20 protein-coding genes and 3 pseudogenes are annotated in these 26,513 nt (G+C 59.6%); 19 read left to right on the top strand and 4 right to left on the bottom strand.

The annotated features are described in order from the left end of the window. Positions 1–18: 18 nt before the first annotated feature. From ACWA7K_RS10095 to ACWA7K_RS10040, 12 genes and pseudogenes are all read left to right on the top strand, one after another. Entirely contained in the window at positions 19–696 is a 678-nt protein-coding gene (locus tag ACWA7K_RS10095; RefSeq protein WP_456168133.1) for a type 4 pilus major pilin, read from the top strand. Further along, positions 633–1,361 (top strand): type 4 pilus major pilin, encoded by a 729-nt coding sequence (locus ACWA7K_RS10090; protein WP_456210439.1) that lies wholly within the window; start codon positions 633–635, stop codon positions 1,359–1,361. Before ACWA7K_RS10095 ends, ACWA7K_RS10090 begins: the two co-directional genes overlap by 64 nt. 14 nt (positions 1,362–1,375) lie before the next feature. Then, the gene (locus ACWA7K_RS10085) at positions 1,376–3,016 is read left to right on the top strand and encodes a GspE/PulE family protein (RefSeq protein WP_456168129.1); all 1,641 of its coding nucleotides are present in this window, start codon (positions 1,376–1,378) and stop codon (positions 3,014–3,016) included. A gap of 2 nt (positions 3,017–3,018) precedes the next feature. Continuing rightward, a complete protein-coding gene (locus ACWA7K_RS10080) occupies positions 3,019–4,098 on the top strand; it encodes a hypothetical protein (protein ID WP_456168127.1) in 1,080 nt (359 codons plus the stop codon). A 78-nt stretch (positions 4,099–4,176) separates the two neighbouring features. Beyond that, positions 4,177–5,775 (top strand): hypothetical protein, encoded by a 1,599-nt coding sequence (locus ACWA7K_RS10075; RefSeq protein ID WP_456168125.1) that lies wholly within the window; start codon positions 4,177–4,179, stop codon positions 5,773–5,775. Between the two features lie 61 nt (positions 5,776–5,836). Beyond that, a complete protein-coding gene (gene pilO2, locus ACWA7K_RS10070) occupies positions 5,837–7,288 on the top strand; it encodes a type 4b pilus protein PilO2 (RefSeq protein WP_456210437.1) in 1,452 nt (483 codons plus the stop codon). After that, entirely contained in the window at positions 7,266–7,904 is a 639-nt protein-coding gene (locus tag ACWA7K_RS10065) for a hypothetical protein (RefSeq protein WP_456168121.1), read from the top strand. Before pilO2 ends, ACWA7K_RS10065 begins: the two co-directional genes overlap by 23 nt. Positions 7,905–7,914: 10 nt before the next feature. Continuing rightward, the gene (locus ACWA7K_RS10060) at positions 7,915–8,418 is read left to right on the top strand and encodes a TcpQ domain-containing protein (protein WP_456168119.1); all 504 of its coding nucleotides are present in this window, start codon (positions 7,915–7,917) and stop codon (positions 8,416–8,418) included. A gap of 4 nt (positions 8,419–8,422) precedes the next feature. Next, complete coding sequence (locus ACWA7K_RS10055) at positions 8,423–10,330, top strand: helicase HerA domain-containing protein (protein ID WP_456168118.1); 1,908 nt, start codon at positions 8,423–8,425, stop codon at positions 10,328–10,330. Positions 10,331–10,591: 261 nt separating this feature from the next. Beyond that, on the top strand, positions 10,592–11,698 hold the full coding sequence (locus ACWA7K_RS10050) for a S8 family serine peptidase (RefSeq protein WP_456210435.1): 1,107 nt from the start codon (positions 10,592–10,594) through the stop codon (positions 11,696–11,698). A 414-nt stretch (positions 11,699–12,112) separates the two neighbouring features. Further along, positions 12,113–12,217: pseudogene (locus ACWA7K_RS10045) on the top strand (IS30 family transposase); the annotation flags it as partial. Between the two features lie 88 nt (positions 12,218–12,305). Beyond that, positions 12,306–13,412: pseudogene (locus ACWA7K_RS10040) on the top strand (IS5 family transposase). A gap of 198 nt (positions 13,413–13,610) precedes the next feature. Here ACWA7K_RS10040 and ACWA7K_RS10035 read toward each other — a convergent pair. Continuing rightward, positions 13,611–14,015, bottom strand: a complete 405-nt coding sequence (locus tag ACWA7K_RS10035) for a hypothetical protein (protein WP_456168114.1) — start codon at positions 14,013–14,015, stop codon at positions 13,611–13,613. Positions 14,016–14,073: 58 nt separating this feature from the next. Between ACWA7K_RS10035 and ACWA7K_RS10030 the strand changes: the two are divergent. Then, positions 14,074–15,271, top strand: a pseudogene (locus ACWA7K_RS10030) (IS256 family transposase). A gap of 569 nt (positions 15,272–15,840) precedes the next feature. Here the strand turns inward: ACWA7K_RS10030 and ACWA7K_RS10025 are convergent. From ACWA7K_RS10025 to ACWA7K_RS10015, 3 genes are read right to left on the bottom strand one after another with little or no spacing between them, the layout of a single operon-like run. Further along, positions 15,841–17,217, bottom strand: coding sequence for a hypothetical protein (locus ACWA7K_RS10025; protein ID WP_456168112.1), 1,377 nt, complete (start codon positions 17,215–17,217; stop codon positions 15,841–15,843). A 9-nt stretch (positions 17,218–17,226) separates the two neighbouring features. Next, positions 17,227–17,670, bottom strand: coding sequence for a lytic transglycosylase domain-containing protein (locus ACWA7K_RS10020; protein ID WP_456168110.1), 444 nt, complete (start codon positions 17,668–17,670; stop codon positions 17,227–17,229). Between the two features lie 26 nt (positions 17,671–17,696). Beyond that, positions 17,697–17,996: a hypothetical protein gene (locus ACWA7K_RS10015; protein ID WP_456168108.1), complete on the bottom strand. Its 300-nt coding sequence runs from the start codon at positions 17,994–17,996 to the stop codon at positions 17,697–17,699. 515 nt (positions 17,997–18,511) lie between these two features. Here ACWA7K_RS10015 and ACWA7K_RS10010 point away from each other — a divergent pair. From ACWA7K_RS10010 to ACWA7K_RS09985, 6 genes are all read left to right on the top strand, one after another. Further along, positions 18,512–19,645 (top strand): Gfo/Idh/MocA family protein, encoded by a 1,134-nt coding sequence (locus ACWA7K_RS10010; RefSeq protein WP_456168106.1) that lies wholly within the window; start codon positions 18,512–18,514, stop codon positions 19,643–19,645. Positions 19,646–19,762: 117 nt separating this feature from the next. Further along, the gene (locus ACWA7K_RS10005; RefSeq protein WP_456168104.1) at positions 19,763–21,028 is read left to right on the top strand and encodes an ABC transporter substrate-binding protein; all 1,266 of its coding nucleotides are present in this window, start codon (positions 19,763–19,765) and stop codon (positions 21,026–21,028) included. Between the two features lie 37 nt (positions 21,029–21,065). After that, complete coding sequence (locus tag ACWA7K_RS10000) at positions 21,066–22,040, top strand: carbohydrate ABC transporter permease (protein ID WP_456168102.1); 975 nt, start codon at positions 21,066–21,068, stop codon at positions 22,038–22,040. Between the two features lie 10 nt (positions 22,041–22,050). Next, positions 22,051–23,127, top strand: a complete 1,077-nt coding sequence (locus ACWA7K_RS09995) for a carbohydrate ABC transporter permease (RefSeq protein ID WP_456168100.1) — start codon at positions 22,051–22,053, stop codon at positions 23,125–23,127. 55 nt (positions 23,128–23,182) lie between these two features. Continuing rightward, complete coding sequence (locus ACWA7K_RS09990; protein WP_456168098.1) at positions 23,183–24,223, top strand: ABC transporter ATP-binding protein; 1,041 nt, start codon at positions 23,183–23,185, stop codon at positions 24,221–24,223. Beyond that, positions 24,220–26,412 (top strand): glycoside hydrolase family 31 protein, encoded by a 2,193-nt coding sequence (locus tag ACWA7K_RS09985; protein ID WP_456168096.1) that lies wholly within the window; start codon positions 24,220–24,222, stop codon positions 26,410–26,412. The genes ACWA7K_RS09990 and ACWA7K_RS09985 overlap by 4 nt, the downstream gene beginning before the upstream one ends. Positions 26,413–26,513 lie beyond the last annotated feature (101 nt).

Raw genomic sequence — 26,513 nt, 5'->3', positions numbered from 1 at the left:
ATAAACGTGGCGTGTAGCATGCGTCGATTTGGCAGGCAAGCCGCCGCCGGCTACACGCTAGTCGAACTGGCAATCACCGTCAGCGTGGCGGGAGTCATTACCACGGGGGTGGTGGCGATCGGCGCATACGTCTGGGCAGACTACCGGGCAGAAAGCTTCGGCCAACGCATGGAGTACCTGATCCAAGACGTTGAAAGCATGTATAGCGGCCGAAACAACTACTCAGACCTGACGCTGAAGACGGCTATTCAACTGGGCCTGATCAAGTACGAGCGATATTCCGGAGAAACGTTGATCGCCTCAGCGACGGCGTCGCATCTCTATAACCAAAACATGACGCTCGGCGCCTTGTCGGGTGTTGCCTTTGGGAATGGTGCCTGGGGTCTCCACTATGCACGTCTACCTGCGGGTACGTGTGTGCCAATTGTGCAACGGGCAATGACCCTGGCCTATTCGGTGGCCGTGGTTGCGGATCCGGGCGGTGCGTCTGCTTCGACATCTTTTCTTGATTGGGGAACTTCGGGTTCTAAACTCACGATCATCAACGGGAAGATAAGTGGATTCCCGGTCGGATACAGCCTCCTGAAAGCAGCGAGATCGGAGGTGCCGACAGTCACCCAGATCACGGAAGCTTGCCAAGCGGTAACTGGGTCGGAAAAAGCCTTCGGATTGGCATTGATTTTCAAAAGGCTGTAGAGATGCCGCGAATCAGTTTTTCGAAATCACAGTTGGGATTGTCGTTACTCGAGCTCTCCATTGCTTTGGCAATCGCTTCTGTGGGCGTCATCCTTGCGCTCCGCAAGGAAAGTGCGGATCTTCAATACAAACACCTGCAATATGAAAGCGCCTGGGTCGTTGGTGTATTGAAAGATATCGAGAGCGCGAGAGGGCAGAACGGCGACCGATATTCAAAGCTCACCAATTTGATATTCGGAACGTTGAACTCGATTCCGCCCGCATACCTCGATACATCGGTCGTCGGCGTCACGGTCGTCAAAAACGGCTTCAGTGGCAATGTTTACGTTGCCCCAATGAGCCTCGACGGTGTCGAAAACGCGTACGCGCTCACCTATACCGCTGTACCAAGGGATGTGTGCGCCAAGTTTGTCATGATGCTTCATACCGGAGCAAATGAAGCGGCTCCAGCATTTGGGATAGTGGGCGAAAACGGAGTCAGCACGCAGGTGCCTTCAGTTGAACTGGGAGTGTTGACTGGCCCCAAGCCTGCGCCGACCGGCATGAAGGTATTGAAGTACGCCGGGCAGACAGACGTGAAATTGAATAATCTTGCCGATTTTTGTGACGTCAGTACGGCTGGAGCAAACTCGCTCGTCTCGTTGACGATCATCCGCAGACCTTGAGAAAAGACCGACAAGTGAGCGATCAGCATTGGCTTTCCCTGGATGACGTGCCTTCATTCCTGGGCATTGCGTTTCAGTGGCCCGAGCTGGCCGCTGAACCGCAAATGCTGGCGCTCGAGATTGCACCACAACTGCTCATTCTGTTGTCCGACAGCGAGACAGCGGGTGGAATGGAATGGTTTCAGTTTCGAAGCACGCTACTCAAGCAGGGCTATGAAATCGGTTCTGCGGCCACGGGTGACCGCAGCTTGTTGAAGGAACTCATTTACGGTGGTACCGGAAGCTCAACTCGGTCAAAGGAAAATGCAGCGATTGACGAACTGATCCAGGGCTCTGAACCGGTTCGGAATTTCAAGCGGATCATCGGTGAGTTGATCGACATTGGCACCAGTGACGTCCACCTGGAGGTGCGAAATGATCTCGCGGCCGTGAAGGTTCGTCTTCACGGCGTCATGCGTCACTACAAGTCATATCCCCGCGACATGATGCTGGATGCACTGGGCGCGGCATTCACGGTGCTGGCGGAAGAGCTGTCTCGCTCTGATGCAGCCTTCAATCAAAGGCTGGCACAGGCCGCGATGATTCCGCTGGTCCACAAGGGCAAGGCCTATGCGCTGCGGTACCAGAGCCACCCGACCGTCGGTGGTCTCGACGCCGTCCTGCGCATCCTGCACCTGACGCAGTCGAGCACACCTCGATCGCTCGAACGCCTCGGTTACCTGCCCGACCAGTGCGAGAAACTGAAGCTGTCGATTGCGTCCGCCTGGGGCGGCGTCTTCATTGCCGGCATCACCGGCTCAGGCAAGACGACCACGCTCAACACGATGCTCGACATGCTGGTTCGAACAGGTGGCCGCAAGATCGTGTCGATCGAAGATCCCGTGGAGTACGTGGTCAAGGGCGTTTCCCATCTGTCCATCCAACGATCCCAGAGCGACACCGAGGCAAACAACCCGTTCATGGGTGCCATGCGTGCGTTCTTGCGACTGGATCCCGACGTGGGCATGTTCGGCGAAATTCGCGACCGGATCTCGGGTGAGATCGCCCAGTCGGCTATTGAAACTGGACACAAGATCTTCACGACAGTCCATGCCACGTCGGCGCTGGGCATCATCGGTCGACTCAGTTCACGAATGATCGGCATTGACCGCTCGACGGTCTGCAACCCTGAATTCATCTCGGCACTGGTCTATCAAGTCCTGATGCCACGCAACTGCATGAACTGCAGAACGCCAGCCACCGAGGTCATGGACGCAGCCGAGCTTCAAGATTTCGAGCGCATTTTCGAACTCGATCCGAGAAAGTTCTTCTGTGCCAGCGACGCGGGTTGTGCGAAATGCCGAATTCCAGGCATGGAACAACATGCCGAAAAAGGGTCTCGCCTGGGTGTTGCTGGCATGACAGTGGCCGCAGAAGTGGTGCCACCCGACATGCACTTGCTTCAATTGCTCGCCGAAGGCCACGACTTCGAGGCGCGCCGATATCGAATGGCAAGTCGCCTCGCAGCATTTGACGTTCCCGACATGACGGGAAAAGACGCCTGGGGACACGCCCTCTACGGCGTTTCGCAGGGAATCATCGACCCCTACTTCTTCGTCAATACCTTCGGGTACCCTATGGGGTTTGAAGGCATACTCAAGGCAGCGCGGACATGAGTGTGAAATTCCTGGAAGGCATCCAGATTTCAAGAGCCAGAAGTGCCTTGCGCAAACGTCGCGCAGACTGGTACCTGGACCTCTCGATGGCGCTGGAAGACCGTATCCCCCTGTATTCGACTCTCAAAAAATACGAAGTCCGGGCTCGCAAGCGTGATCCGGCTCTGGCCTTGTTGTATCGACAGATCCTGCGCAACTCCATGAAGGGTTCGCTGGCTGATGCGATGCGGGGTGTGGCCCCGCCTAGCGAACTGATGGTGCTGAACGCCGCACAGATCAGCGGGGATGAGAGTGTTGCCTCGGGCCTTCGTTTCCTCTCGGAAACAGTCGAAAAGACCGAACGGATGACTCGGGTGATTCGGGGCGCCGTCAACTACCCGTTGTTCCTGTTGATCCTGATGGCGGCAATCGCCACAGGCTTCTCATACTTCGCAGTTCCTGTCCTGGAAGAGATCATGACGGTCGACAAGTGGCCCGCAGCAGGTAAAGCCCTGCACGCGGTTTCACTTTTGATCCGAAATTATGGCGTCTTCCTTGCCCTTGGATTCGTGAGCACGTTGGGGATCTTCTTCTATTCGCTTGGCAACTGGACGGGTAATGTGCGTGTCCGAATGGATCGCTATCTGCCGTACAGCCTCTATCGCGACTACTCCGGCGCCTTGCTGATCGTTTCACTGGCATCCTTGATGCGTTCAGGCGTTTCACTGAGATCTGCGTTGGAGCAGGCTTCCCTTTACGCGAATCCGTGGATGAAGTGGCATGTCCGGAAAATCCTGACCCGACTCTCAGCCAGCAGTTCAGCAGGGTTCGGCCATGCGTTTGCAACGGGGGTCTTGAGCGTCGAATTGGAGGAACGAATAACAGATGCCTCAGAACGGCAAGATCCTGTTCAGGCGTTTGTCAAGATCGGTGTTGGATCGATTGACCGTATTGCCGTCTCGATTGAGTCGTCGGCCGGTCGAATCAACAGCTTCATGTTGATGTTCTGCGGCTTTGTGTTGGGTGGAATGATGCTCGGCTTCATGGCCACCACCCAGCAGCTCAATGCAGCACTTCGTACCCAAGTACAGTCAGTCCGGTGAATCATGAAAAATAGATCAAGTCTTCGTGTCTGTTTGTCGGTACGAAAAGCAATCCGTACGAGCTTCGCAGGACATGCGATGTTGGTTTCCTTGGCCCTGGCGGGATGTGCCAGCCAGAGCAGTGAACCCTATGACAAGAGATTCACTGAAAACGTGACTCGCTCCCGTGAGGCGTGGTCCGTGCTTCGACAACCGCAGCCACAGCCCGATTTCGTCATCGACGACAAGGCGGTGGTGATCAGCACCAAATCTGTTCCTCTTGCTCGCGATGCTGCACTTCCTTCCCACATCAAACGGGTGTTGTTCAAGTTCCCCGGGCGTCAGACGCTGACAACTCTGACTGAGCGGATCTCTCGTGAGATCGGCATTCCCATCATCTTGTCGCCGGATGCGCTGAAACCTCCCAGCAGCTTCGCTCCCGGTTCCGGGGGAGGCGGCGCAGCGGCGGCAACTGGCGGACTCCAGACCCCACCTCCACAGCCGGGCGTATCACCTGCCTTTTCAGGGGGTTCTGAACTCGGGACATTGGTGGTCAATTCGACAGACTATCAACGCACTTTCGAACTCAGTTATGACGGACCCCTGGATGGTCTGTTGGACAAGATCGGCGCGATGGCGAGCCTGAATTGGAAATACGAAGATGGCCGACTGCTGTTGTATCGAGCACAGACGAGGAGCTTCGCCATCAAGACCCTGCCGGGTTCCTTCAAGCTGACAACGTCGGTGGCTGCTGGCGGTGGTGGGGGGAGCGGCGGAGGTGGTGGAAGTGGAGTGGGCGGTGAGACTGAAAACCAGGCAGACTTCTGGACCGGTCTGGAAGCCAATCTCAAGGCCATACTGTCAAGTTCTGGAAAAATGAATCTCGACAAGAATGCCGGAATATTGGTTGTGACCGATGGAACCGAAGTTCTCACAATGGTCGAGCAGTATGTTGCCCAAATGAATCAACTCATGATGAGGCAGATCACTTTGGAGGTCGAGGTCGTCACGGTTGATCTGAATGAGGCCCACGCTGCAGGCATCGATTGGCAGGCAGTCGCCAATCTGAGCATCGGAAGCATTGCCTACACCTCGCCACCTGCCACCGCAGTTGCGGGCACGCCATTCAGCATCGAATTTGCAGGACTCAACGGAAAGAGTGCGCTGCTACGCGCCTTGCAAACCTTTGGGCAGGTGAGCAGTGCCTATTCAGGCGTGGTGGTGACGTCCAATCGAACACCGGCTCCGATCTCGGTGACGAACACCATGGCGTATGTGAAGCAGACCGCCCCAGTTTTCGTGAGCGCGGGCTCCACGTCTACAAACACGGGCACAGGATTGACGCCGGGACAGGTCACCACAGGGACCAACATCTTGCTGCTTCCCATGATCATGGAATCGAATCAAGTACTCATGCAGTGTTCGGTTTCGATTGCTTCTCTCAAGGACTTGACGCGCTTTGATGTGGGCACAGGATCGAGTCAGCAAAGTATCCAGCTACCCAATGTGGATACCTTTACGATGGTGCAGCGAATGGCCATTCCATCTGGCCAGACGATGGTCGTGATGGGTTACGACCAGGCCCGCACAGGATCGACAACCAACGGGCCGTACGGTCAACTCATCACTGGAAAATCCGGAAACGGAAACAAGCAATCCATCGTGATCCTGATCACGCCACGCATTTCGGATCTTTGACATGGTGTGGTGGAAAAGAAATAAGTCGACGCCTCGGATCGAGCCTCCGTTCAACGAGGCCATGACCGTGACGTCAGATACGGCTGCAAGGGCTGCGGGTAGAGGTTCGAAAAACGAGAGTTCCTTTCGGGTGCTCTGGAGCCGAGTTCGGGGTACATCAAGCGTCCGTCAGCAAGAGCCAAGAGTCAAGAGCGCACCGCTTGACTCTGAAGAATCCAAGGTACTGCTTTCCCACAATGACGATTGGGTCGCCTTTGAGCTGACGTGGCAGTTGCTGCAAGAAGGTCAGCGGCAGAAGTTGCAGTCGAAGGCACTGGCGGACGGGTACACCCACGTTGTGATCGGACTCGAGTCTGATCTGATGGGTTTCCTGAAGCTCTCACCATCTCAACGCGAGAAGAAGCCGATCTACTCCGCTGCATTGTTGCTTTCCGAGACCGTTTCGCTCGGGGGTGACGAAGTCTTCGTCTTCAGGGTGGACGAGACGCGACATGCCCTCGTGGCGCTCAAGAACTCGATGCCTGTTCCAGGATTCGATCTCATTGGCCAGCCCGAAATGATCGCTGATGCGGCGCGAAGTTATCTGAGTCTGCCCCACAAGAACGAGGTTCGACGCTGTGGTGATGCAGAGATACTAAGTGGAGCGGAATTTTTTGAGTTCGCTGCTGCTCTTGCCGGACTGGATCGAAATCAGCCTCGCGTCAAGGCGATTCCTGATATGCGCAAGATATTCTTGCGTGTTGCCATTCTCGCTCTGTTTGGTTTGGTTGCATTGTCGGGCTGGATGGGTTGGTCATACTTTGAATCCAAAGCTGAGGCTGAACGACTTCAACGGGAAAACGATCCGAACGCCCAGTACGAGCGAAATTATGAAACTTCGGCCGCATCCATCAAGGGATTGGGTACGCCTGGGCTCAAGGCATTCGTCGCAACACTCTCAGGTATTCCGTTAGAGATCGCGGGTTGGAGTTTGAGTAATGTGGTCTGCCAGTCTGGCGAATGTCTTGCGACGTGGGCTCGGCAGTCCGGAAACTTTGCAGACTTCGATGAAAAGCTCCCCCCGGAAGTGAAGCAGAAGCCAGACTATGGTTTTATCGCTGGTGATGTCAAGGGAACACAACTCAAGACGAGGCATCCTGTCGCTGCCGTGCCCGATTCTGACGCTGCTTCTGCTGGCAAGTTGCGTCGGGAAGCCCTCCCCGGAGTTCCGCAAGTTCAATCAGAGTTCGTCAGTCGGCTTCAGGATTATTCGCTGATCGATGCAAGGGTACAGGTCGCAGCTCCCGTTCCTTTTCCAACGGGGGTGACCGATATTGCTCCGATTTTCAAGCCTGTCGTGAGCGGCACCTGGTCCATGGAGCTGCCCCTGTGGTCGATGGATTCGCTCGTTTTGCCTGACTACGTGTTGGTTGAAACGCTTTCAATTGATTTGCCCCCCAAGGCTGAAGTTGCCAAGGGCGTGAAACATTACAAATTAACAGGTAAATACTATGCCAAAGGGAAAACATTCTGATTTGCCCCTTCTGCTTGGTTGGGGGTTTTTGTTGTTCTTTGTGTTTGTCGGCTCCACCAAGGCCCAGGCACCATCTCTTCTTGATGTTGTAGAGACGGCAAAGCAAGTGAAGTTGCAGGAACTCAGCAAGTCTTTGACTGATGCCTACAAGCAGAGTCCCACGCCAGAGATGCCGGTCCCTAAACCAACGACCAGATCGATAGAGCCGCCGATGGTTGCTGCCCCGGTTCAAGCGCTTCCAAGTTTGCGTGCCATTTACGGCGTCAATCAGTTGATTGAAGCCGAGTTGGTGCTTGATGGTGTCTCATACTCAATATATTCCGATGAGGTTCGAATCGAAGTGGGGCCTTGGACTTACGGCCATGTTTTTCGTGATGGAGTGGTGTTGAGTCGCTTGCCTTTGAATTCGAGGCAGGTCGGCCTTCTTGCTGGTTTGGGTATTGATGCGCAGGGCCGAATGATCAACTGCAACAAGTTGGGCTTGAAAAATTCGAACTGCCTGATCTTGACGGCGAACAAGGCCAGCAGTGGATTGCCAGCACCCGTGGCAGTGAGTTCAAACAGGTCTTCGTCACCCAATGCGGGAAATCTGCCGCCGTTGCCGCTGCCTCGTTGAAGGAATCGCCATGAATAAAGTTGTACTTGCCTCCGCATCTCTTGTCTTCTTGATTGGAGGAATGGGGCCTGCGAGTCTTCATGCACAACAGCTCAGCCCTGAAAAGGAAGAGGTGTTGGTGGAATGGGATGTCTCGAAGCGTATGCCGATTCATTCGGCCCCGTTTTCCAGGTCACCCTGGGGCGATGAGGCGAATCGTGCAGCCGGCCCTGACGTGCTTGCGGCATTGCGGCTGAAAGATGCAACTGAAAGATCTTGGGCGGTTCAATTCAGTGACGGCACAGTCCGGCGCATGCTGGCGAGGTGGTCATCAGAGGCGGGCTATCAATTGCTATGGGATGTTCCTCGTGATTACCCCATCGAGGTTGAGATGAATCTGCAGGGGAGTTTTCGTGATGTTGTCTGGCTGGTGGTGAAGTCCTTGTCGGAGACCGATGCACCTGTACAGGCAAGCATCAATGCGGATATTCGTCTGATCAGGGTCGTGCGCTTTCTCAATGGTCAGGCCAGGTGATATCTTGAAATCAGTTTTCCTGTCAGCGCTTCAAGAGACGGTCTGCAGCGCTGTGGCGTTTCTTTCACCTGTTGAAGAAATCAGTGATGACAAGGCGAGGATATCCGTTGACAGTGTCGCGCTGGATTTTGATGTCGCTACGCAATTGAAGGTGGGCGCCTTTCTTGTATTGCTGCATACCCCGGAGGTGGCATCTCGGCCACAAAATATTTCAGAAGTGTTGCCGCAAGCTTTGGTGTGCCGAATCGACGGTTTCACCAGTTTGAAGTCGGACGTTGCCTTCAATTCTCCGCTGAGTTTGAAGTTGTCTTTGCTCGGTATGTTTGCGACTTCTGAGGTGCATACGGGCGTGCATTTCAGCCGTGACATTGGGCGGATTCAAGGCGCGTCTCACTATTTTGCGTTCATGCCTTCGCCTGCTCTGCTCGACTTCATTGTCAATGGGACACTCGGTGAAGGATTCAAGATTCAATTCGGATTATTGCGCCAAGCTGAATCCGTGATGGTGTCTCCGCGAACTCAGAGTTCCATGTTCATACACATGCCCGACATTCGCGGCAAGCGTACTGCGATGTTTGGGAAGACCCGTCTTGGAAAATCGAATGCAGTGAAGTTGCTGATGCAGGGCATGTTGGAAATGACTGCTCACAGCCAAGATGTTGGTCAACTGGTGTTCGACGTCAATGGTGAATATGCGAACGATAACCCGCAGGATGGAAATCGTTCGATTGCTAGTACTTACGAACATCGTACTGATGTCTATTTCTTGGCTCATCGGGATATGGATGACAAGATCAGCTCGGTTCGGCGTTATATACGATACAACTTCTATGAGCGCACCAGCGAATGCGGTGCGTTGATGACGGAGTTGCTTGACTCGGGTGTTTTGAACAACGAGACGTTGCGGTATTTCTTGCAACTTGAGTTCCCGAGTTTCTCGGGCTACGTCAATACGCATGCGCCGGGCAATGCCACTCTCCGATTGTTGCGGCGCATCCAGTTGCTCTGGACGATACTTTACATGGCGGGTTTCTCATACTCGGAAGATAACCTTGTAAAGGTCTCTGAAGGCAAATGGAAACGGGCTGACCTTTTTAATCCGAGATTTTCCCAGCCATTGCGCATGGCGATGTATCAGTCGATCGTCGGGAAGCCTGTTCCTCGCGCGCCAGCCAATCTGAAAGAGATGGCTCGTGAAATGGAGATCTTTTCAAGATTCTGTTTGTCATATCAGAACGACCCCAACCTGGTTGAGGGCGGTGTGCCACTGATGGACAAGGAAGAAGAAATCGCTATGCGTTTCATTGTTCCTGAGTTTGGGGTCGGTCCTCGCATGTTGGCTTCGTGTATTCCCTATCACTCTGAGTTTGCGACTGATTTCCTGAATGACATTATTAGTTCGCTTGATCAGGGTAGGACTGTCATTGTTGACCTCGGAAGCGCCAATCAAGTTGTTCTTCAGTTCTTTTCGCGGACTTTATCGGTTGCAGTGTTCCGTCATCAGGAGGCGAAGTTCGTGACCAATCAGCTGAAGAATCGATTTGTTCAATTGTATTTCGAGGAGGCGCACATGATTTTTCCGGCGAACAAGCCGGGGCAGGTGACGGATATATATTCTCGCTTTGCCAAGGAGGGTGCGAAGTTCCATATAGGAATCGTTTATTCGACCCAGTCTCCGTCAACCGTGAATTCGGAATTGCTCTCTCAGACTGAAAACTTTTTCATTGGCCATATCTCCAACAAACGAGAATTTGAGTTGCTTGGCGAGGTTCAAAACACATTCACGGGTGTGGGTGAGACGGTTTTGAGATATCGTCAGCCTGGATATATGCAAGTGTTGACGCATTCTCATCGATATGTGATTCCAGTACAGGCGCGAGTGTTCGATGCATCGTCGGTTGAGCAGCGTTGACTTTGGTTGATGATTTGATTTTCGGGGCGGGTAATGATGATGATTTATAGATCTTGTTTATCGGCTTCTTGTGTGATGCTACTTGTTGCCGTCACTGGGTGCGGCGGGACGAGTGGTCAAGCGACTGACGGAGTGAATGTGGGGGCGTCGTTGCCTTCTGGCGCAGTGCCGAACGCAACGCTTAGTTTTCCTTGGGCCACTTCTGGGTCAGATACTTTTGTTGCGGCGTCCCAGAGTGTTTATCTTGGTCCATCCTCCTTTATGTCTGATGAAGGAGGAAACTCTGGTTTGACCGGCAAAGGGGTCTGGATTGGTGTGATAGATGACTTCACGACGACCCATGATGCAGTCTTCAGGTTTCCGTCGCTCACTCGTCAGAAGGTCACAAAAGCTGCAACAACGTCATCAACAAGCTCGGGGTCGACAACAACCACTACTTGTTCTCTGCCGCATGAGTGGAGTACCAAGTGGACTCACGGGGAACTGGTTGAGCAGATATCTGGTGGCAAGAGTTCCGAGCAGACTCGTGCAGTTACTCTGGCGCTGACCAACTACACCGTCAATCCTTCGTGCGTCGACAAATTCTATGCTTCCTTGAGCGTCGGACTTGAAGCGCAATTGAAGATTGCTTCCACAGCGGGTGTGGCTTCAGGTGCCTCAGTGCAACGGTATCCGGTTGTATTAGGTACCACGAAGGATGCCAAACAGCAATTGGGTACCATTTTGGGACATCTTTCGAATGCGCTCTCTGATCCTCAGCATTCCATTCGCGTCGTGAACATGAGTCTTGGTTCGGAGATCGGAGCCTCTTCTGTTACGCGAACTGCGGTCATTGAGAGTGCTGTGCGCGATTTTCCTATCGCCACTGCTGTGGATGCAGTCATTACAGTGGCTGCGGGGAATAGTGGTTTGCCTTGTGCTGTGGAAAATCTACTTGGTTGCAATCTGGTGGCTGTGGCGATGTTGAGTCAAGACACTTCGAAGAATTCGACAATAGTTGTAGGCGCACTTGAAGGTGTCGGGCGTGCGCAGAAGATTCCTACTTACTCAAACTTGCCCGGGTACCTCGCAAATAGCTTTCTCTGGGCATCTGGCGATTCAGATACGTTGCCTGTTGGTGGAGATGGGTGGGCTCAAGGTACGTCCTTTGCTGCTCCAAGGGTTGCTGGCGCAGCGGCTTTGCTTCGGGGTAAATATCCGAGTTTGACTTCAGAAGAAATTGTTTCCCTACTTCTGGATTCCGCTGATCGGGATATGGATAACGATGGGATTCCAGATTTCAAGGGCGCCAGTCAGACTTGGGGTAGAGGCAAGTTGAGTTTGGGTAATGCGTTGAAATTGGCGGCTGAGCGTTATCCTGACAAGTAATTCAATACACGGAGAGACATCCAGTGCCTCGCTGCGCCTGAAACGTGGTGCTTAGGGGCGCGTTCCAGGGGTGAGCGACCTTAGGGTGTGGGTAGCGGTGTTCGTTTATCGGTAGTGGTTTCAAGTCTGATGCGCAACACCTCAACCACCCGGTAAGGGGTGAAGATGATGACAAGATATCGACTGCCGCAGCTTGAACAGCGCGTGAGGCTGGCGAGTCTTCGTCAGCAGGTAGATAGCCATCGTGCGATTTTCAAGGTGCTTGAGCGCAGCCTCGGTTCCCTGGGCCGCGAAGTGGCCAGCAGTGTCGGCGCGGCTTGGTATGCGTCCCAAACGGCCCGACAGGCCGCTTTGGCGCGTCGGGTGCGGAGTCGACCGCCGCCCGAGTTGTACGCCGATGGTGCGTTGTAGATTGTCTCGCACGAGACGATCTACAACGCCTTCTACGCCCACCCCAAGGGCGAGTTGCGCCAGGCGCTGGTGGCACGCCGGCGTCAGGTCCCAAACACGCGCCGTCCGCACTAGCAGGCTGCTGAAGTACCTTCCGCCGCTTCCTCCGCTGACACTCCGGATGGGCATCACCTGACGACCTCGAAAGATCCACCCCATGCGGGGACCCGACACGTTCACCGGAGGTTTGTTCACGATGTGTCGACTCGATGACTTTATGCCAGGCAACCATCCCTAGCGACGCGTCCGCGTCATGGCTAACGAGGCGCTGGCCAAGTTGGACGGGTTGTTCTCGGTCATGTATGAGGCCGACACCAAGGGCGGTCGCCTTAGTATTGCGCCCGAGAGGCTGATGCGCGCCATTCTGCTGCAGATCCTGTTCAGCGTGCGCTCCGAGCGGCAGTTGATGGAGCAGATCCAATACAACATGCTCTTCCGCTGGTTCATTGGCCTGGCGATGGACGACCCGGTCTGGGTACCCACGGTCTTCACCAAGAATCGTCAGCGCCTGATCGGACACGACGTGGTCGTTGTCTTCTTCAATGAAGTGATTCAGACCGCCCACAAGAAGCACTGGTTGTCGGGCGAGCATTTCAGCGTCGACGGCACGCTGATCCAGGCGTGGACTGGCCACAAGAGTTTCGTGCGCAAGGACGCCGACAAGGATTCGGACGACTGCGGTGGGCCGGGTGGATTTAGGGGCACCGCGCGCAGCAACAAGACGCACGAATCGAAGACCGATCCGGATGCACGCCTGTTTCGCAAGGGCAAGACCGCCAGCGAGTTGCGATTCATAGGCCATACTCTGACCGACAACCGCCACGGATTGGTCGTCCATGCGATGGTCACCCAGGCCGATGGATACGCCGAACGCGAAGCCGCCAATGTGGTGATCCACGACGCCCGGCAGGCCGTCGGCGACGCCGACACCGAGGTCACGCTGAGTGCCGACAAGGGGTATGACGCGACCGAGTTCGTCGAAGAACTGCATCGCATGAAGGTCACCCCGCACATCGCGCAAAACAAGTCCGGCCGCCGATTGGCCATGCCCGACGAGATTGCCTCGACCGAGGGCTACGCGCTGTCGCAGCGCAAGCGCAAGCTGATCGAACAAGGATATGACTGGGCCAAGTTCGTGGGTCCGATCCGTCAGATGATGGTGCGCGGTATCCGCAAGGTCGACCAGTTGTTCGTGATGACGATGACGATCTACAACCTGGTGCGGTTGTGGAGCTTGGGAGAAGTCCGTCCAGTGGCGCGATGAGGGCGAGAAATCAGCCTGGAAATGCCTCAGGACGGGCTGAAATGGCCTCGCGGCGGTGGACATCGGGGCGAGATGAAGACAGAAGCTTCAGAAGTGGGCTGTTGGCGTGCTTCGGGGGGGGGGTACTTCAGCAGCCTGCAAAGGGTACCGACTTGTCGATCCATGTTCAGGCAGCCCTTGATTCCATGGCTGGTCTGCTCATCGACCGACCTCGCAAGTACTTGGACTCTCGCAGACGCCTACCCAGGTTCTCAGGCAATTGATGCAGGTGGATGCATAGAAAGCCGGTGCGACATTCCAGTGAAGTAGCGGGAGTTGCGCTTCAGACTTGAATCCGCCCCCGCGCTTGTTGGTGCCGATTTGCAGCGGCTCGCCGGGTCTCTTGCGCTCGTAACTCTGCACCGGATCTTGCCGACGCAGGTCACCCAGCCGAGACATCCCGGCACGTCGCAGCACGAGGCTGACGGTGGCCTGGTATATGCCCGTGCACGAGGCGATGTTGGGCTGCAGAAGCAACTGGCGGTGCCACGTGGCGACCACTTCGGTGATGCCCCGCGAGGTGGTGTAAGTTTTTAGGCGAGGCGGCCCGTAGAGGGTGGCCATCGTGGTCCCGGATAAGGTTGAGGTGCGACCCACCAACCCTTGTCCAAAGGAAATCACGATGACCACCTCCACTATGGCATTGGCCGAACTGGCCGAGAAGGGAGCCGACGTTGATGTGCTGCGCCAGATGGTGCAGTTCATGGCCCAGAGGCTCATGGAGATCGACGTCGAGGGGCGCTGCGGCGCCGGCTACGACGAGAAGAGCGCTGAGCGTTTGAACAGCCGCAACGGCTTCCGGGATCGCACCTGGGAGACGCGTGCCGGCAGTGTCGAACTCAAGATCCCCAAGCTGCGCCAAGGCAGCTACTTCCCCGAGTTCCTGGAGCCGCGCAGAACCGCCGAGAAGGCGCTCACGGCGGTGATCCAGGAGGCTTACATCAAGGGCATCTCCACGCGCTCGGTGGACGACCTGGTCAAGGCCATGGGCATGAGCGGCGTGTCCAAGAGCCAGGTGTCGCGCCTTTGCGCCGAACTCGACGAGCGTGTCGGCGCGTTCTTGAACCGGCAGATCGAAGGCGACTGGCCGTACCTCTGGATCGACGCCACCTACGTGAAGACGCGCGAGGCGGGCCGCATCGTGAGTGTCGCGGTGATAGTGGCTGTGGGCGTGAACACCGAGGGGCAGCGTGAGGTGCTGGGCATCAAGGTCGGGGCCAGCGAGGCAGAGCCGTTCTGGACCGAGTTCTTGCGCAGCCTGAACCGACGCGGACTGCGGGGCGTCAAGCTCGTCATCAGCGACAGCCACGAAGGCATCAAGGCGGCCGCGGCAAAGACGCTCAAGGCCACTTGGCAGCGATGCCGCGTGCACTTCATGCGCAACGTCCTGGCCTATGCCAACAAGACGCAGCGGCGTATGGTGAGCGCGGCCATCGGCACGGTGTTCGTGCAGGAGACGGCCGAGGCGGCAAGGATGCAATGGCGCAGCGTGGCCGACCAGTTCCGCGAGAAGCTGCCCAAGCTCAGCGCCATGATGGACGAGGCCGAGAACGACGTGCTGGCCTTCATGGGTTTCCCCAGGGCGCATTGGCCAGCAGATCTACAGCACCAACCCGCTGGAGAGGCTCAACGCGGAGATCAAGCGCAGGACCAACGTCGTGGGCATCTTCCCCAATGACAACGCCATCACTCGACTGGTCGGGGCCATGATGCTCGAGCAGAACGACGAGTGGAGCCTGACCCGGCGCTACATGCAGCTCGAAGGCCTGCAGGCCCTCAGTGATACTGTCCCGACTCGGCTGTCTGCAGTGGCACGCTGAGTAACCCGCGCATCCCAGCCTGTCCGGGCTGTGGACTTACACCACGCGCTGGGACATCACCACCACTTCGGCCGTGGGAACGGATCGACCTACTTCTCGGCCCCACCGACAGTGGGGCTAGCCCGCTACTTTTGCGCTGTCGCAGCGTCGGCCCCCTCACGCGCTGCGGCTTCTGACGCCGACAGGCCACGTCCGGAGATGTCTCGGACCATCTCTAGACGGGGCAGGTAGGTCAATCGGGCATTCTTTTATGGTTTATCCGGCCGAAGTACCACACGCTGCCTTCAGTGTAGAACCGGAGGGACGGGTGGCTACGTGCATGACGCGCCAACGCGGTCTTCCGTGCCGGTTGTGGCGCATACACCGGCGCACCGCCTGACGGGCCTTTTCGCAGGTGAAGGAACAGAACTGCGTTCGAGTACCTTGGCACTCGAACGCAGACTGTTTCCCGGCTGACGCAGGGTTGCCAGCGTCACGTGTTCTTCGAGCTGCAGTTGCAGTCTCCCGACGTCCGCTTCACGCCTTACCGGGAGGTGAGATGTCACACTTCAGTCTTGAATCCGCCATTCTCACTTTGTGCTGTTTGTTTGAATGCCCAGCCACTCCAGTATCTGGTAGGTGATGTAGTTGGATTCGATTCCCTTGCTGCGCTGATAGTCCTTTGCTGCCAGCAGAGTCTGGAGTCCCATTTTCCCGTCGAGGGTTCCAGGCATCTTGCCCTCGCGTTGCAGGCCCTTCTGCAGATCGCGAATCAGATCTGCATTCAGGTCGCCTTCACAGATGACGCGAGACCATGTGATTTGCGGAGATTTTTTCTCGTGCTCTGTCACATCCAGCTTCAGGGTGACGGCTTTGACATCTTCAGGTGTTGCCGCCGATGGTGTTTCAACACTCGAAAAGGGCATCTGAATCGTTTTTGCAGGGATGTCAACCGCAGAAACCTTGGCTGGTTCGGCCAGAACCATCTTGGTGATGTTCTTGTAGACGGCGGGTACGACTTCTTCCCGTACGGTTTCAGGCTTGACCAATGTCTGCACGAGTACCTTTCGATACCGTGCAGGAATCTCATAGGAGCACTGCGCGCTCGTCTGGGGGTTGGTGACGATCTTGGTCAAGCGAGGTCCGACGGCCGCACATGGCCGCAGGCCGATCCTGGCGGATTCGATGAGCACTTCCTCTTCGTCGGTCTTGTAAACGGCAGGATCAACTCGCAGGCGCGTATATTCTTCTTGCACCTTCACCGATTCCGTTACCTGAACGTACTGGGGTTCCGCGAGCTTATAGGTCTGCGCTGCATCCTTGACGACGACTGGCAATTGTTCGTTGCGCAATCGCGCTTGGGCCACCTTGTAGCGCGTATGTGCTTGCTCAGTGACAAGTTGAACAGTCTTGCGCGTCGATTTCGGTACGATCGTGAGCTGACCCCAGCATTGGTTGGTATCCATTTGCGATGTCGGTGCAGCGGAAACCGGAGTCATGCGTGCAGTTTCCTGGCCCGCGAGGTCCTGAGTCTGGGCTGCCATGGCAGGTGGCTTCAGCGGAGTGATGGCTTCGGCGTCAGTCTTCTTGCTTGCCCCGTCTTCCGTCACTTCTGGGCGAGATGCGGGGATGACATTGTTCGCAGCGATCTGTGCGGCAGTAAAAAGAGGAGGTTTGGTTGTTTCGGGTTTTGACGCGGCGGTCTCGTCGATCGGAGCATCCTGTTTCGTCGTGGCAGGTTGCTGCAGCGGTGTGACCTTGACCTGCGGCGACTGTTTAGGCGCTGGCTTGGTGGCTGCGACCTGGTTCACGGGCTTTGCCGCAGCGGGTGCCGTGGCCGTCGAGGGACGGAACGGTGGGCGTGTCGGCCCGGTGGTACACGCGCCAAGCGTGAACAGCATGGAGGCGGCGATCACGGCCCTCAATGGGGTGTGATCCTCAATTGCCGATGCAACCGATTTATTCATGTTTCTGCCTTAGTTGGGGCGGTATTGAATGGAGATGAGTTCCACTTTTCGGCTGATTGCTTGCGCATATCGGCGACGAAGCAATGGATCTCTGGCGTTGTAGGCACCTACCGCATCCCAATTGGTGCCAAGTCGTTGAAAGTTTCCTGCCAGTATCCACGCGCCGACGTGAGCGCTGACACATGGATCCCATAGTTGATCGGGATTGATTCCGTATCGGGCAAGAGTGGGAAACCACCGAGAGTTGATTTGCATCAGGCCGACATCCCAACTTCCGTCGCGATTGCGGTTCCTTGCGTTCGCGTTCATGGACGATTCTTGAAGAGCAATCGCCTCCAGAAGTACGGGCGCGATGCCGTGGCGTGCTCCTGCTTCTTCAAAACACGCAGGTTCGACCGATTCAGTGTTTGCGAGGACAGGGACGGTCGTTGACAACAGAATGCCCAGGCCCACGTGCCGAATCCTTGAGAAAATGCACTTCATTCCTGGGGTGATGCTTTCAGTCGTGCTTGAAATCCCAGCATGAACAGACCCGGTGCGTAGAGTAGAGCGCCCAGGATCAGGCTGGCCGGATAACTCAGGATCTGATTGCTGCCCAGGATGTAGGCGATTCCCAAGCCCAAGGCGACGAGGCTCTGCGCCACAGCCTTTTGCCAGCCAGGTGCCGGTTTTCTGGATCGGCCGAAGAACAGGCTCAGACAAAGACCCAGGAGCAAGGGCGTGCCAAGCGACAGGACGACATACAGAATGATGGTGTAGATGAGGAAGTCGGCTGGCACGGATGTTGTTCCTTGGGGTTTTGGCGGGCGCTTGCTGTTGAACTGTTCCGGTCCTGATCGCCCATTTCGGGATCGACCGCTTGTCAATGGGTCGGGTTTCGTGACCGGATGCTGTCGTGCCATTCGCCGCTTCCGTCATCTTGTCCATTGCGGCGTGGTTGATTGCGTAGCTTGCGATGTCAGTACCCGATATGGGTCCGGGTCATTCAATCTGAATCATGGATTCCGGATCGTCGTCGGATACTCTGAATCTTTTGCTCTGAGGCCAATAACGGGGTCCGGCGGTGATTTTGTAACCAGGGTAAATGAGAGGCCATCACCTAATCTGCGAATTTGTATGGCCTAAACGAGTGGTTGAAGGCTGGATCCGACATTTGTTTGTCGGGTGTCGGCCTTCTTTCGACCGCAGCTGGTGCGGCAGTCGTCCGCGTGAACACCCTCAGGACGATCCGTGAGGCGCTCGGCGAACATCCGGTTTCGCCGCCGTGGGTGCGGCCCGTTCAGGAGATCGTTCGATGCACAACGCGGTGCGCTATGGCTTGGTCGGCAGCGGGATGATGGGACAGGAGCACCTGCGCAACATCGCACTGCTGCCGGGGGTGTCGGTGAGCCGGATCTTCGAGCCGGATGACGCCATGTGCCGCGCCAGCCTCGCGCTGGCTCCGGGCGCTTGCCGAGCGGCCAGCCTCGACGAGGTGGTGCTGGCGCCGGACGTCGATTGCCTGCTGATCGCCAGCCCGAACTTTCGCCATGCGGAGCAGTTGCAGCACATCGCCGAGCGTCGTCCGTTGCCGGTGCTGCTGGAAAAACCGGCCTGCACGTCACTGGCGGATGTGTTCGCGCTGGCGGCGTTGCAGCGCGATTACCCGGCCCCGCTCTGGGTCGCGATGGAATACCGCTACATGCCCCCGGTGGCGCGCTTGGTCGAACAGGTTCACGCACAGCAGGACCTGGGCCCGATGGTGATGCTGGCCATCCGCGAACACCGCTTTCCCTTCCTGGTCAAGGTCGGTGACTGGAACCGCTTCAACCGCTACACCGGCGGCACGCTGGTCGAGAAGTGCTGTCATTTCTTCGACCTGATGCGCCTGCTGATGCGCTGCGAACCGGTGCGCATCTACGCATCGGCGTCGGTGGCACACAACCACCTTGACGAGCGTCATGCCGATGGCATCCCCGACATCATCGACAACGCCTTCGTGACGGTCGATTTCGCAGGGGGTCAGCGGGCCAGCCTCGATCTGTGCATGTTTGCCGAGGGTTCGCGCTACCAGGAGGAGATCTCGGCCGTCGGCCCGCGCGGCAAGGTGGAGTGTTTCGTGCCCGGGCCAGGGCGCTTCTGGCCGGCTCATCTCGGTCCGGCGCCCGAACCTCGGCTGGTGCTGAGCCCGCGTGAGCCCAAGGGCCCGCGCGAGATCGTCGTGCCGGTCGACCCGGTAGCGCTCGCGGCAGGGGACCACAACGGCTCGACCCTCGTGCAGCACCAGCGTTTTGTCGCGGCGGTTCGCGGGCAGGGGCCCGTCGACGTCAGCCTTGGCGACGGTCTCGCGGCCGTGCTGATGGGGCTCGCGGCGCAGGAGTCGGCGCGCACCGGGCAGGCGGTCGACCTGACCTGCGGCGACTACTCGCTGGCCCGTCTCGCGGCCTGAAGTCCTCCATCATTCGTGTAAACCAGCGGGCGAGATCCGAGGCGCTGCGCCTACATTTTTGGCGAATCCTGGCCACTGGTTCCGGGGCCCGAACAACGACAAACGCTGGAGACATCGATGCACGCCATGAATCTGAAGACCCTCGCGCTGATGGCGGGTCTGGCCCTCGCGAACCTGGCCCATGCGGGCGAGGTTCGTGTCATGTGCTACCAGGACGGCATCGAGTGCGACGTCACCAACGAGCTGGCGCGCCGCTTCGAGTCGCGCAACGCGGGCACCAAGGTGATCGTCGACACCGTGCCCTACAAGACCATCGTCGAGCAGCTGCCGGTGCAACTGGCGGCAGGGCAGGGGCCGGACATCGCCCGTGTCACCGACCTGGGCGGCCTGTCGAAGTTCTATCTCGACATCTCCGGCGAGCTGAAGGACCGCAAGTACTTCGACACCCAGTTCGGTGCCACTGCCGCCTGGCTGCGGCCGACGCCCGCCGACAAGGGCATCTACGGCTTCATGTCGCAGCTGACGATGACGGGCCCCTACGTCAACAAGACGCTGTTCGAGCAGGCGCAGGTGCCGCTGCCCGGCCCGAAGGCCACGTGGGATGACTGGATGGCGGCCGCCCGCAAGGTCGCCCGTGCGACCGAGACCAAGGCCGCCGTGGCCTGGGACCGCTCCGGCCACCGCTTCGCCGGACCGGCCATCAGCCAGGGCGCCAAGCTGTTCGATGGGCAGGGCAATCCGGTGATCGACGACGGCTACAAGGCCACCGTGCAGAAATTCGTCGCCTGGCACAAGGACGGCACGATGCTGCGCGACGTCTGGGCCGGCTCCGGCGGATCGACCTATGCCGACTCGATCGGCGAGTTCGTCAACGGCAACGTGGTGATGGTGCTGTCGGGCAGCTGGCAGATCAACCGCCTGCAGCGTGACGTGGGCAGCAAGTTCGACTGGATTGCCGTGCCCAACCCCTGTGGCCCGGCCGCTTGTTCGGGCATCCCGGGCGGTGCCGCCTGGGTGGCGCTCAAGACCGCCAAGTCGCCCAAGGAGACGGCGGCGTTCCTGGAGTTCATGGCCTCGGAGGCGTCCTACCAGGAGTTCACCAGCCGCACCGCCAACATCCCCGCCCATGCCGGTCTGGCCGGCAAGGTCAGCTACCCCGCAGCGCAGCCCGCTGCCCGTGCGGCGCTGGGCGTGTTCGGCTCGGGCGTGGCCAGCCTGGCGCCGGTGGCCTACCAGTTCCAGGGCTACAAGTTCAACCGCGCGATCATGCTGCCGACGGTCGCACGGGTGACGCAGGCCATCGTCGGCGAGATGAGCGTGGACGAGGCGGTCGGCAAGATCACCGCCGACATGCAGGACGCGATCAAGCAGGCGCAGAAGTAAGCGCCGCCTCGGCTGCCTTCACTGCGTCCGGTCCACGGTGCGTTTCTTCTTCGACCTGTTCGAGCCGCTGTTCCGGCTCGGCCAGCGCTGGCTCGGCCTGTCACGGCTGGGCTGGCTGTTCGTCGCGCCCAACCTGCTGGTGTTCGGGCTGTTCACCTTCCTGCCCATCCTGATCAACGTCGTCTACGCGCTGACCGGCGGCGTCAACCTGCAGCCGCTGCAGCGGCCGTGGACCGGCGCCGAGAACTTCCAGACCCTGTTCGAGTGCGGCAACTACCTCGACCTCTCCACCTGCCGCAAGGACGTGTTCTGGCGCGCCATCGGCAACACGCTGAAGTTCAGCGTCCTGCAGGTGGCCCTGATGGTGCTGTTGTCGCTGGTGACGGCGCTGGTGCTGAACCGCAAGATCATCGGGCGCGGCTTCTGGCGCGGCGTGTTCTTCTATCCGGTGCTGCTGTCGCCGGTGGTCGTGGCGCTGATCTGGAAGTGGCTGCTGCAAAGCCAGGGCGTCTTCAACGCGGTGCTGGTATCGGCCGGGATGTCGCCGGTGGACTGGCTGACCGACGCCGGCTGGGCCTTCTTCTGGACCGTGTTCGTGTCGATCTGGGCCCACATGGGCTTCTACACGCTGATCCTGCTGGCGGGTCTGCAGGCCATTCCGCGTGATCTCTACGAGGCCGCCGAGATGGACCGCGCCAGCCCGTGGCGCGTGCTCACGCGGATCACGCTGCCGCTGCTCGCGCCCAACCTGATCGTGGTGCTGGTGCTGGCGGCGATCCGGGCGGTGCAGGTCTTCGACGAGGTCTTCGTGCTCACCGGCGGCGGCCCGGGTTCGGCCACCACCTTCATCGTGCAGTTCATCTACCAGACCGGCTTTGCCGAGCAGATCCACCTGTACGGCCTGGCCGCGGCGGCCTCGCTCGCGCTGGCGGCTTTCCTGATGGTGCTGACGCTGGCGCAGCTGCGGCTCACGCGTGCGGCCGAAGCTGGCCGCAAGGAGCCTCGCGCATGAAGGCGTCGGCATGCGGGGCATCGGCATGAAGGCCATCGGCCGCTGGTCCGACTTCCTGCTGCGCACGCGCGGTCGGCGCCGCCTTCACTGGACCGATGTGCTGAGCTACGCCTACCTGATGGTCGGCCTGTTCACGCTGTTCGCGCCGGTGCTGTGGCTGGTGCTGTCGTCGTTCAAGACCGAATCGGCGCTCGGCCAGTTCCCGCCGACGCTGTTGCCGTATGCGCAGAAGATGGTGCGGGTCGAAGGGCAGGCGCAGCCCTTGCCGCTGTACCGCGTCACGACGCCGGACGGCCGCACGCGCGAGATGGCGCAGGTCAGCCGCATCGGCATCCAGGCCACGATGGTCGATCCGGCCAACCCGCAGGACACCGTCAAGGTCAACATCCGCCAGCGCGAACCGGTGCGCGAGCTGGCTTTCGCCTGGTCCAACTACGGCGACCTGTTCGGCAAGTTCACCTTCGGCACCTACCTGTGGAACAGCGTGTTCATCACGGTGGTGGCCACGCTGCTGACGCTGCTGTTCAACTCGATGGCCGCGTTCGCCCTGTCCAAGTACCGCTTCACCGGGCAGAAGGCCGTCTACCTGCTGATCATCGGCACCTTGATGATTCCGCCGACCATCATCCTGGTGCCGGTGTTCCTGGTCATCAACCAGGTCGGGCTGCTCAACAACCTGTGGGGTGTGATCCTGCCGGCGGTGGCCACGCCCACCGGCGTGTTCCTGCTGCGGCAGTACATGCTGACGATTCCCGACGAGCTGATCGAGGCCGCGCGCATGGACCACGCCAGCGAATGGCGCATCTATTGGCGCATCGTGCTGCCGCTGTCGGCGCCGGCGCTGGCGGTGCTGGCGATCTTCTCGGTGATGTGGCGCTGGAACGATTTCCTGCTGCCGCTGATCGTCCTGTCGCGCAACGAGCAGTTCACGCTGCAGCTCGCGCTGAACGCCTTCCAGGGCGAGCTCAACACCCAGTGGCACTACCTGCTGGCGATGACCGTGATCACGCTGCTGCCCATCACGCTGGTGTTCGCCTTTCTGCAGCGCCACATCACCACCGGCATTGCCAGTGCCGGGGTGAAGTGAACGCGGCATCCGCCTTCTTCATCTCCTCCACGTCTTCCCGTCAGGACCCTCCGCCGTGTCCACCCTCGAACTGCGTGCCATTGCCAAGACCTTCGACGCCGTCACGGTCCTCCACCACATCGACCTGGCGGTGGAACCGGGCGAGTTCGTCGTGTTCGTCGGGCCTTCCGGCTGCGGCAAGTCGACGCTGCTGCGGCTGATTGCCGGGCTCGACCTGCCCAGCGGCGGCGAGATCCGCATCGACGGCCAGCGGGTCAACGAGATCGGCGCGGCCGACCGCGGCTGCGCGATGGTGTTCCAGTCCTATGCGCTCTACCCGCACATGACGGTCTACGCCAACATGGCCTTCGGGCTCGAGAACATCGGCACCCCGCGCGCCGAGATCGATCGCCAGGTGCGTGACGCCGCCGCGCTGCTGCAGCTCGATGCGCTGCTGCAGCGCAAGCCGACGCAGCTGTCGGGCGGACAACGCCAGCGCGTGGCGATCGGCCGGGCCATCGTGCGCGACCCGAAGCTGTTCCTGTTCGACGAGCCGCTGTCCAACCTCGATGCCGAGCTGCGCGTGTCGATGCGTGCCGAGCTCAGCGCGCTGCACCAGCGCCTGGGCGCGACGATGGTCTACGTCACGCACGACCAGGTCGAGGCCATGACGCTGGCCGACCGCATCGTCGTGCTGCGCGCCGGCCGCATCGAACAGGTCGGCACGCCGCAACAGCTCTACGACCGGCCCGACAACGTCTTCGTCGCCGGCTTCATCGGCAGCCCGCGCATGAACTTCATGCCGGCCGCGCAGGCCCGCCAGGACCCGGCCTTGCGCACGGTCCTGCCGGCCGATGCGGCGCAGGTCGGCGTGCGGCCCGAACACTGGCAGCTGGTGTCGCAGGAACATGGCCTTGCGTTGACCGTGACCAGCAGCGAGTACCTCGGCGCCCAGCGCCTGGTGTACGGCCAGCTCGATGACGGCACGGTCGTGCAGGTGCTGGTGGAAGGCTCGACCGCGACGGCGGCCGGCGACCGCCTGCACATCACGCCGCAGCCGCAGCGCTGGCATGCCTTCGACACGAATGAACGCCGACTGTCCGGAGGCGACCGATGACACCGCTGAAGTCCGCCGGTTGGCAGGTCCGCACGGGTGAGCCCGAGGCCGATGCACGGGCCGCGCTGGACGGCGGCGGCGAGCTGCGCGTGGTCTTCCTGTCGCGCACGATGGCGCGCATCACCTGGGAGCCGGCGGGCGGATTCCGCGAGCCGCGCACCTGGTCGATCGCGCCGGTGGGATCGGGCAACAAGCGGCCGGACGTGCCTTGGCAAGGCCGTGAACGCGCCAGCCTCGACGGTTTCGAGCGCCCGACCGTGTCGGCCCGCACCGACGCCGAAGGCCGCCCGGTGCTGGCCACCGATGCGCTGGCCGTCACGCTGCACGGCGCAGTCGGCCAGCCGCTGCGACTGGTCTGGCGCGAGCCGTCGGCCGACGGGCTGAGCGGGCGCGTCTTCCAGTCCGATCGCACCACCAGCGCCTACCTGCACGAGCGCCGCACCGGCCTGGTCCGCCATTGCCTGGAACGCGACCCGCGCGACCGCTATTACGGCCTGGGCGACAAGACCGGCGCGCTGGACCTGCACGGGCGGCGGCTGCGTTGCCTCGGGCAGGACTCGATCGGCTACGACCCGCAGACCGGTGACCCGCTCTACAAGCACTGGCCCTTCGTGCTGACACGCACGCCCGACGGCCTGTGGACGGGGCTGTTCCACGACACGCTGGCGGCCTGCACCTACGACCTGGGCTGCGAACACGACAACTACCACGGCCTGTTCCGCACGGTCGAAATCGACGACGGCGACATCGACGCCTACCTGATGGTGGGCCGCACGCCCGCCGAGGTCGTGGCCCAGTTCGTCGCGCTGATCGGCGGCACCCACCTGCCGCCGCGCTGGAGCCTGGGCTATGCGCAGACCGCGATGGGTCTGGCCGATGCGCCCGATGCGCAGCAGCAGCTCGAAAGCTTCATCGACGCCTGCCAGTCGCATGGCGTGCCGATCTCGTCGTTCCACTACGGCTCGGGCTATTCGAGCCGCGGCAAGCAGCGCTACGTCTTCACCTGGAACCGCAGCAAGTTCCCGGACCCGGAAGGCATCAACGCCCGCTTCCAGGCCGCCGGCATGCGGCTGGTGGCCAACCTCAAGCCCTGCCTGCTGGACGACCACCCGGCCTATGCGGCGCTGCGCGATGCACACGCCTTCATCGAGGACGGCGCCAGCGGCCAGCCGGTCGTCGAACCGTATTGGGACGGCCAGGGCTCGCACCTCGACTTCACCCGCGCGCAGGCCGTCGCGTGGTGGCAGCAGCAGCTGCGCGAGCAGATCCTCGACAAGGGCATCGACGTCGGCTGGAACGACAACAACGAATACGCGATCCAGGCCGAGGAGGCCTACAGCCAGGGCGGCGACCAGCCCCTGCCGATGCACCGCAGCCGGCCGCTGCACGCGCTGCTGATGACCCGCGCGACCTTCGAGGCCCAGCAGGCCTGGGCGGCCGGACGGGGCATCGACGAGGCCGTCTACACCGTCTCGCGCGCCGGCCCGCCGGGCATCCAGCGCCATGCGCAGACCTGGTCGGGCGACAACACCACCAGCTGGGCGACGCTGAAGTGGAACATCCGCACCGGCCTGCAGATGGGCCTGTCGGGGCTGTTCAACATCGGCCATGACGTCGGCGGCTTCTACGGCCCCTTGCCCGGCCCCGAGCTCTTCCTGCGCTGGGTGCAGGCCTGCGCGCTGAACCCGCGCATGGTCATGAACTCGTGGAAGGCCGGCAACGTCAGCAACCTGCCGTGGATGCACCCGGAGGTCACCCCGCAGGTCATCGCCGCGATCCGGCTGCGCTACCGACTGCTGCCCTACCTGTGGGCCTGCTTCGAACAGGCTTGCGAACGTCACATTCCCATCATCCGGCCAACCTTCTTCAACTGGCCCGACGACCCGCAGTGCCTGCAGGACTGCGACGAGTTCATGCTCGGCGAGCACCTGCTCGTCGCGCCCGTGGTGCACGAGGGCGAACGTCGCCGCCGCCTCTACCTGCCGCAGCTGCCGGACGGGCGCGACTGGATCGGCTTCCACGACCGGCAGCGCCTGGTCTCCGGCCAGTGGCACGAGGTCGACGCGCCGCTGGACTGCCTGCCGCTGTTCGTGGTGGAAGGCGCCGAACTGCCGCTGGCCTCGCCGCCCGGCGATGCCTTGCCGCGCCACGACGATCCGGTCAGCGCTTGGGAGCGCTTCGGCCGCTGAGTCCTCTTTTCCTCCATGCCATTGCTACATGTTCGTGTCGGTGGCCTGCCGATCTTGGGTCATTTCAAAGAACATTCGTTCAAGCAAACTGGACCGATTAC

The organism is Leptothrix mechoopdaensis (SeqCode), assembly GCF_053893855.1.
Note: the sequence above shows the minus strand (reverse complement) of the source record. Positions and strands in the feature narration are given on the sequence as shown.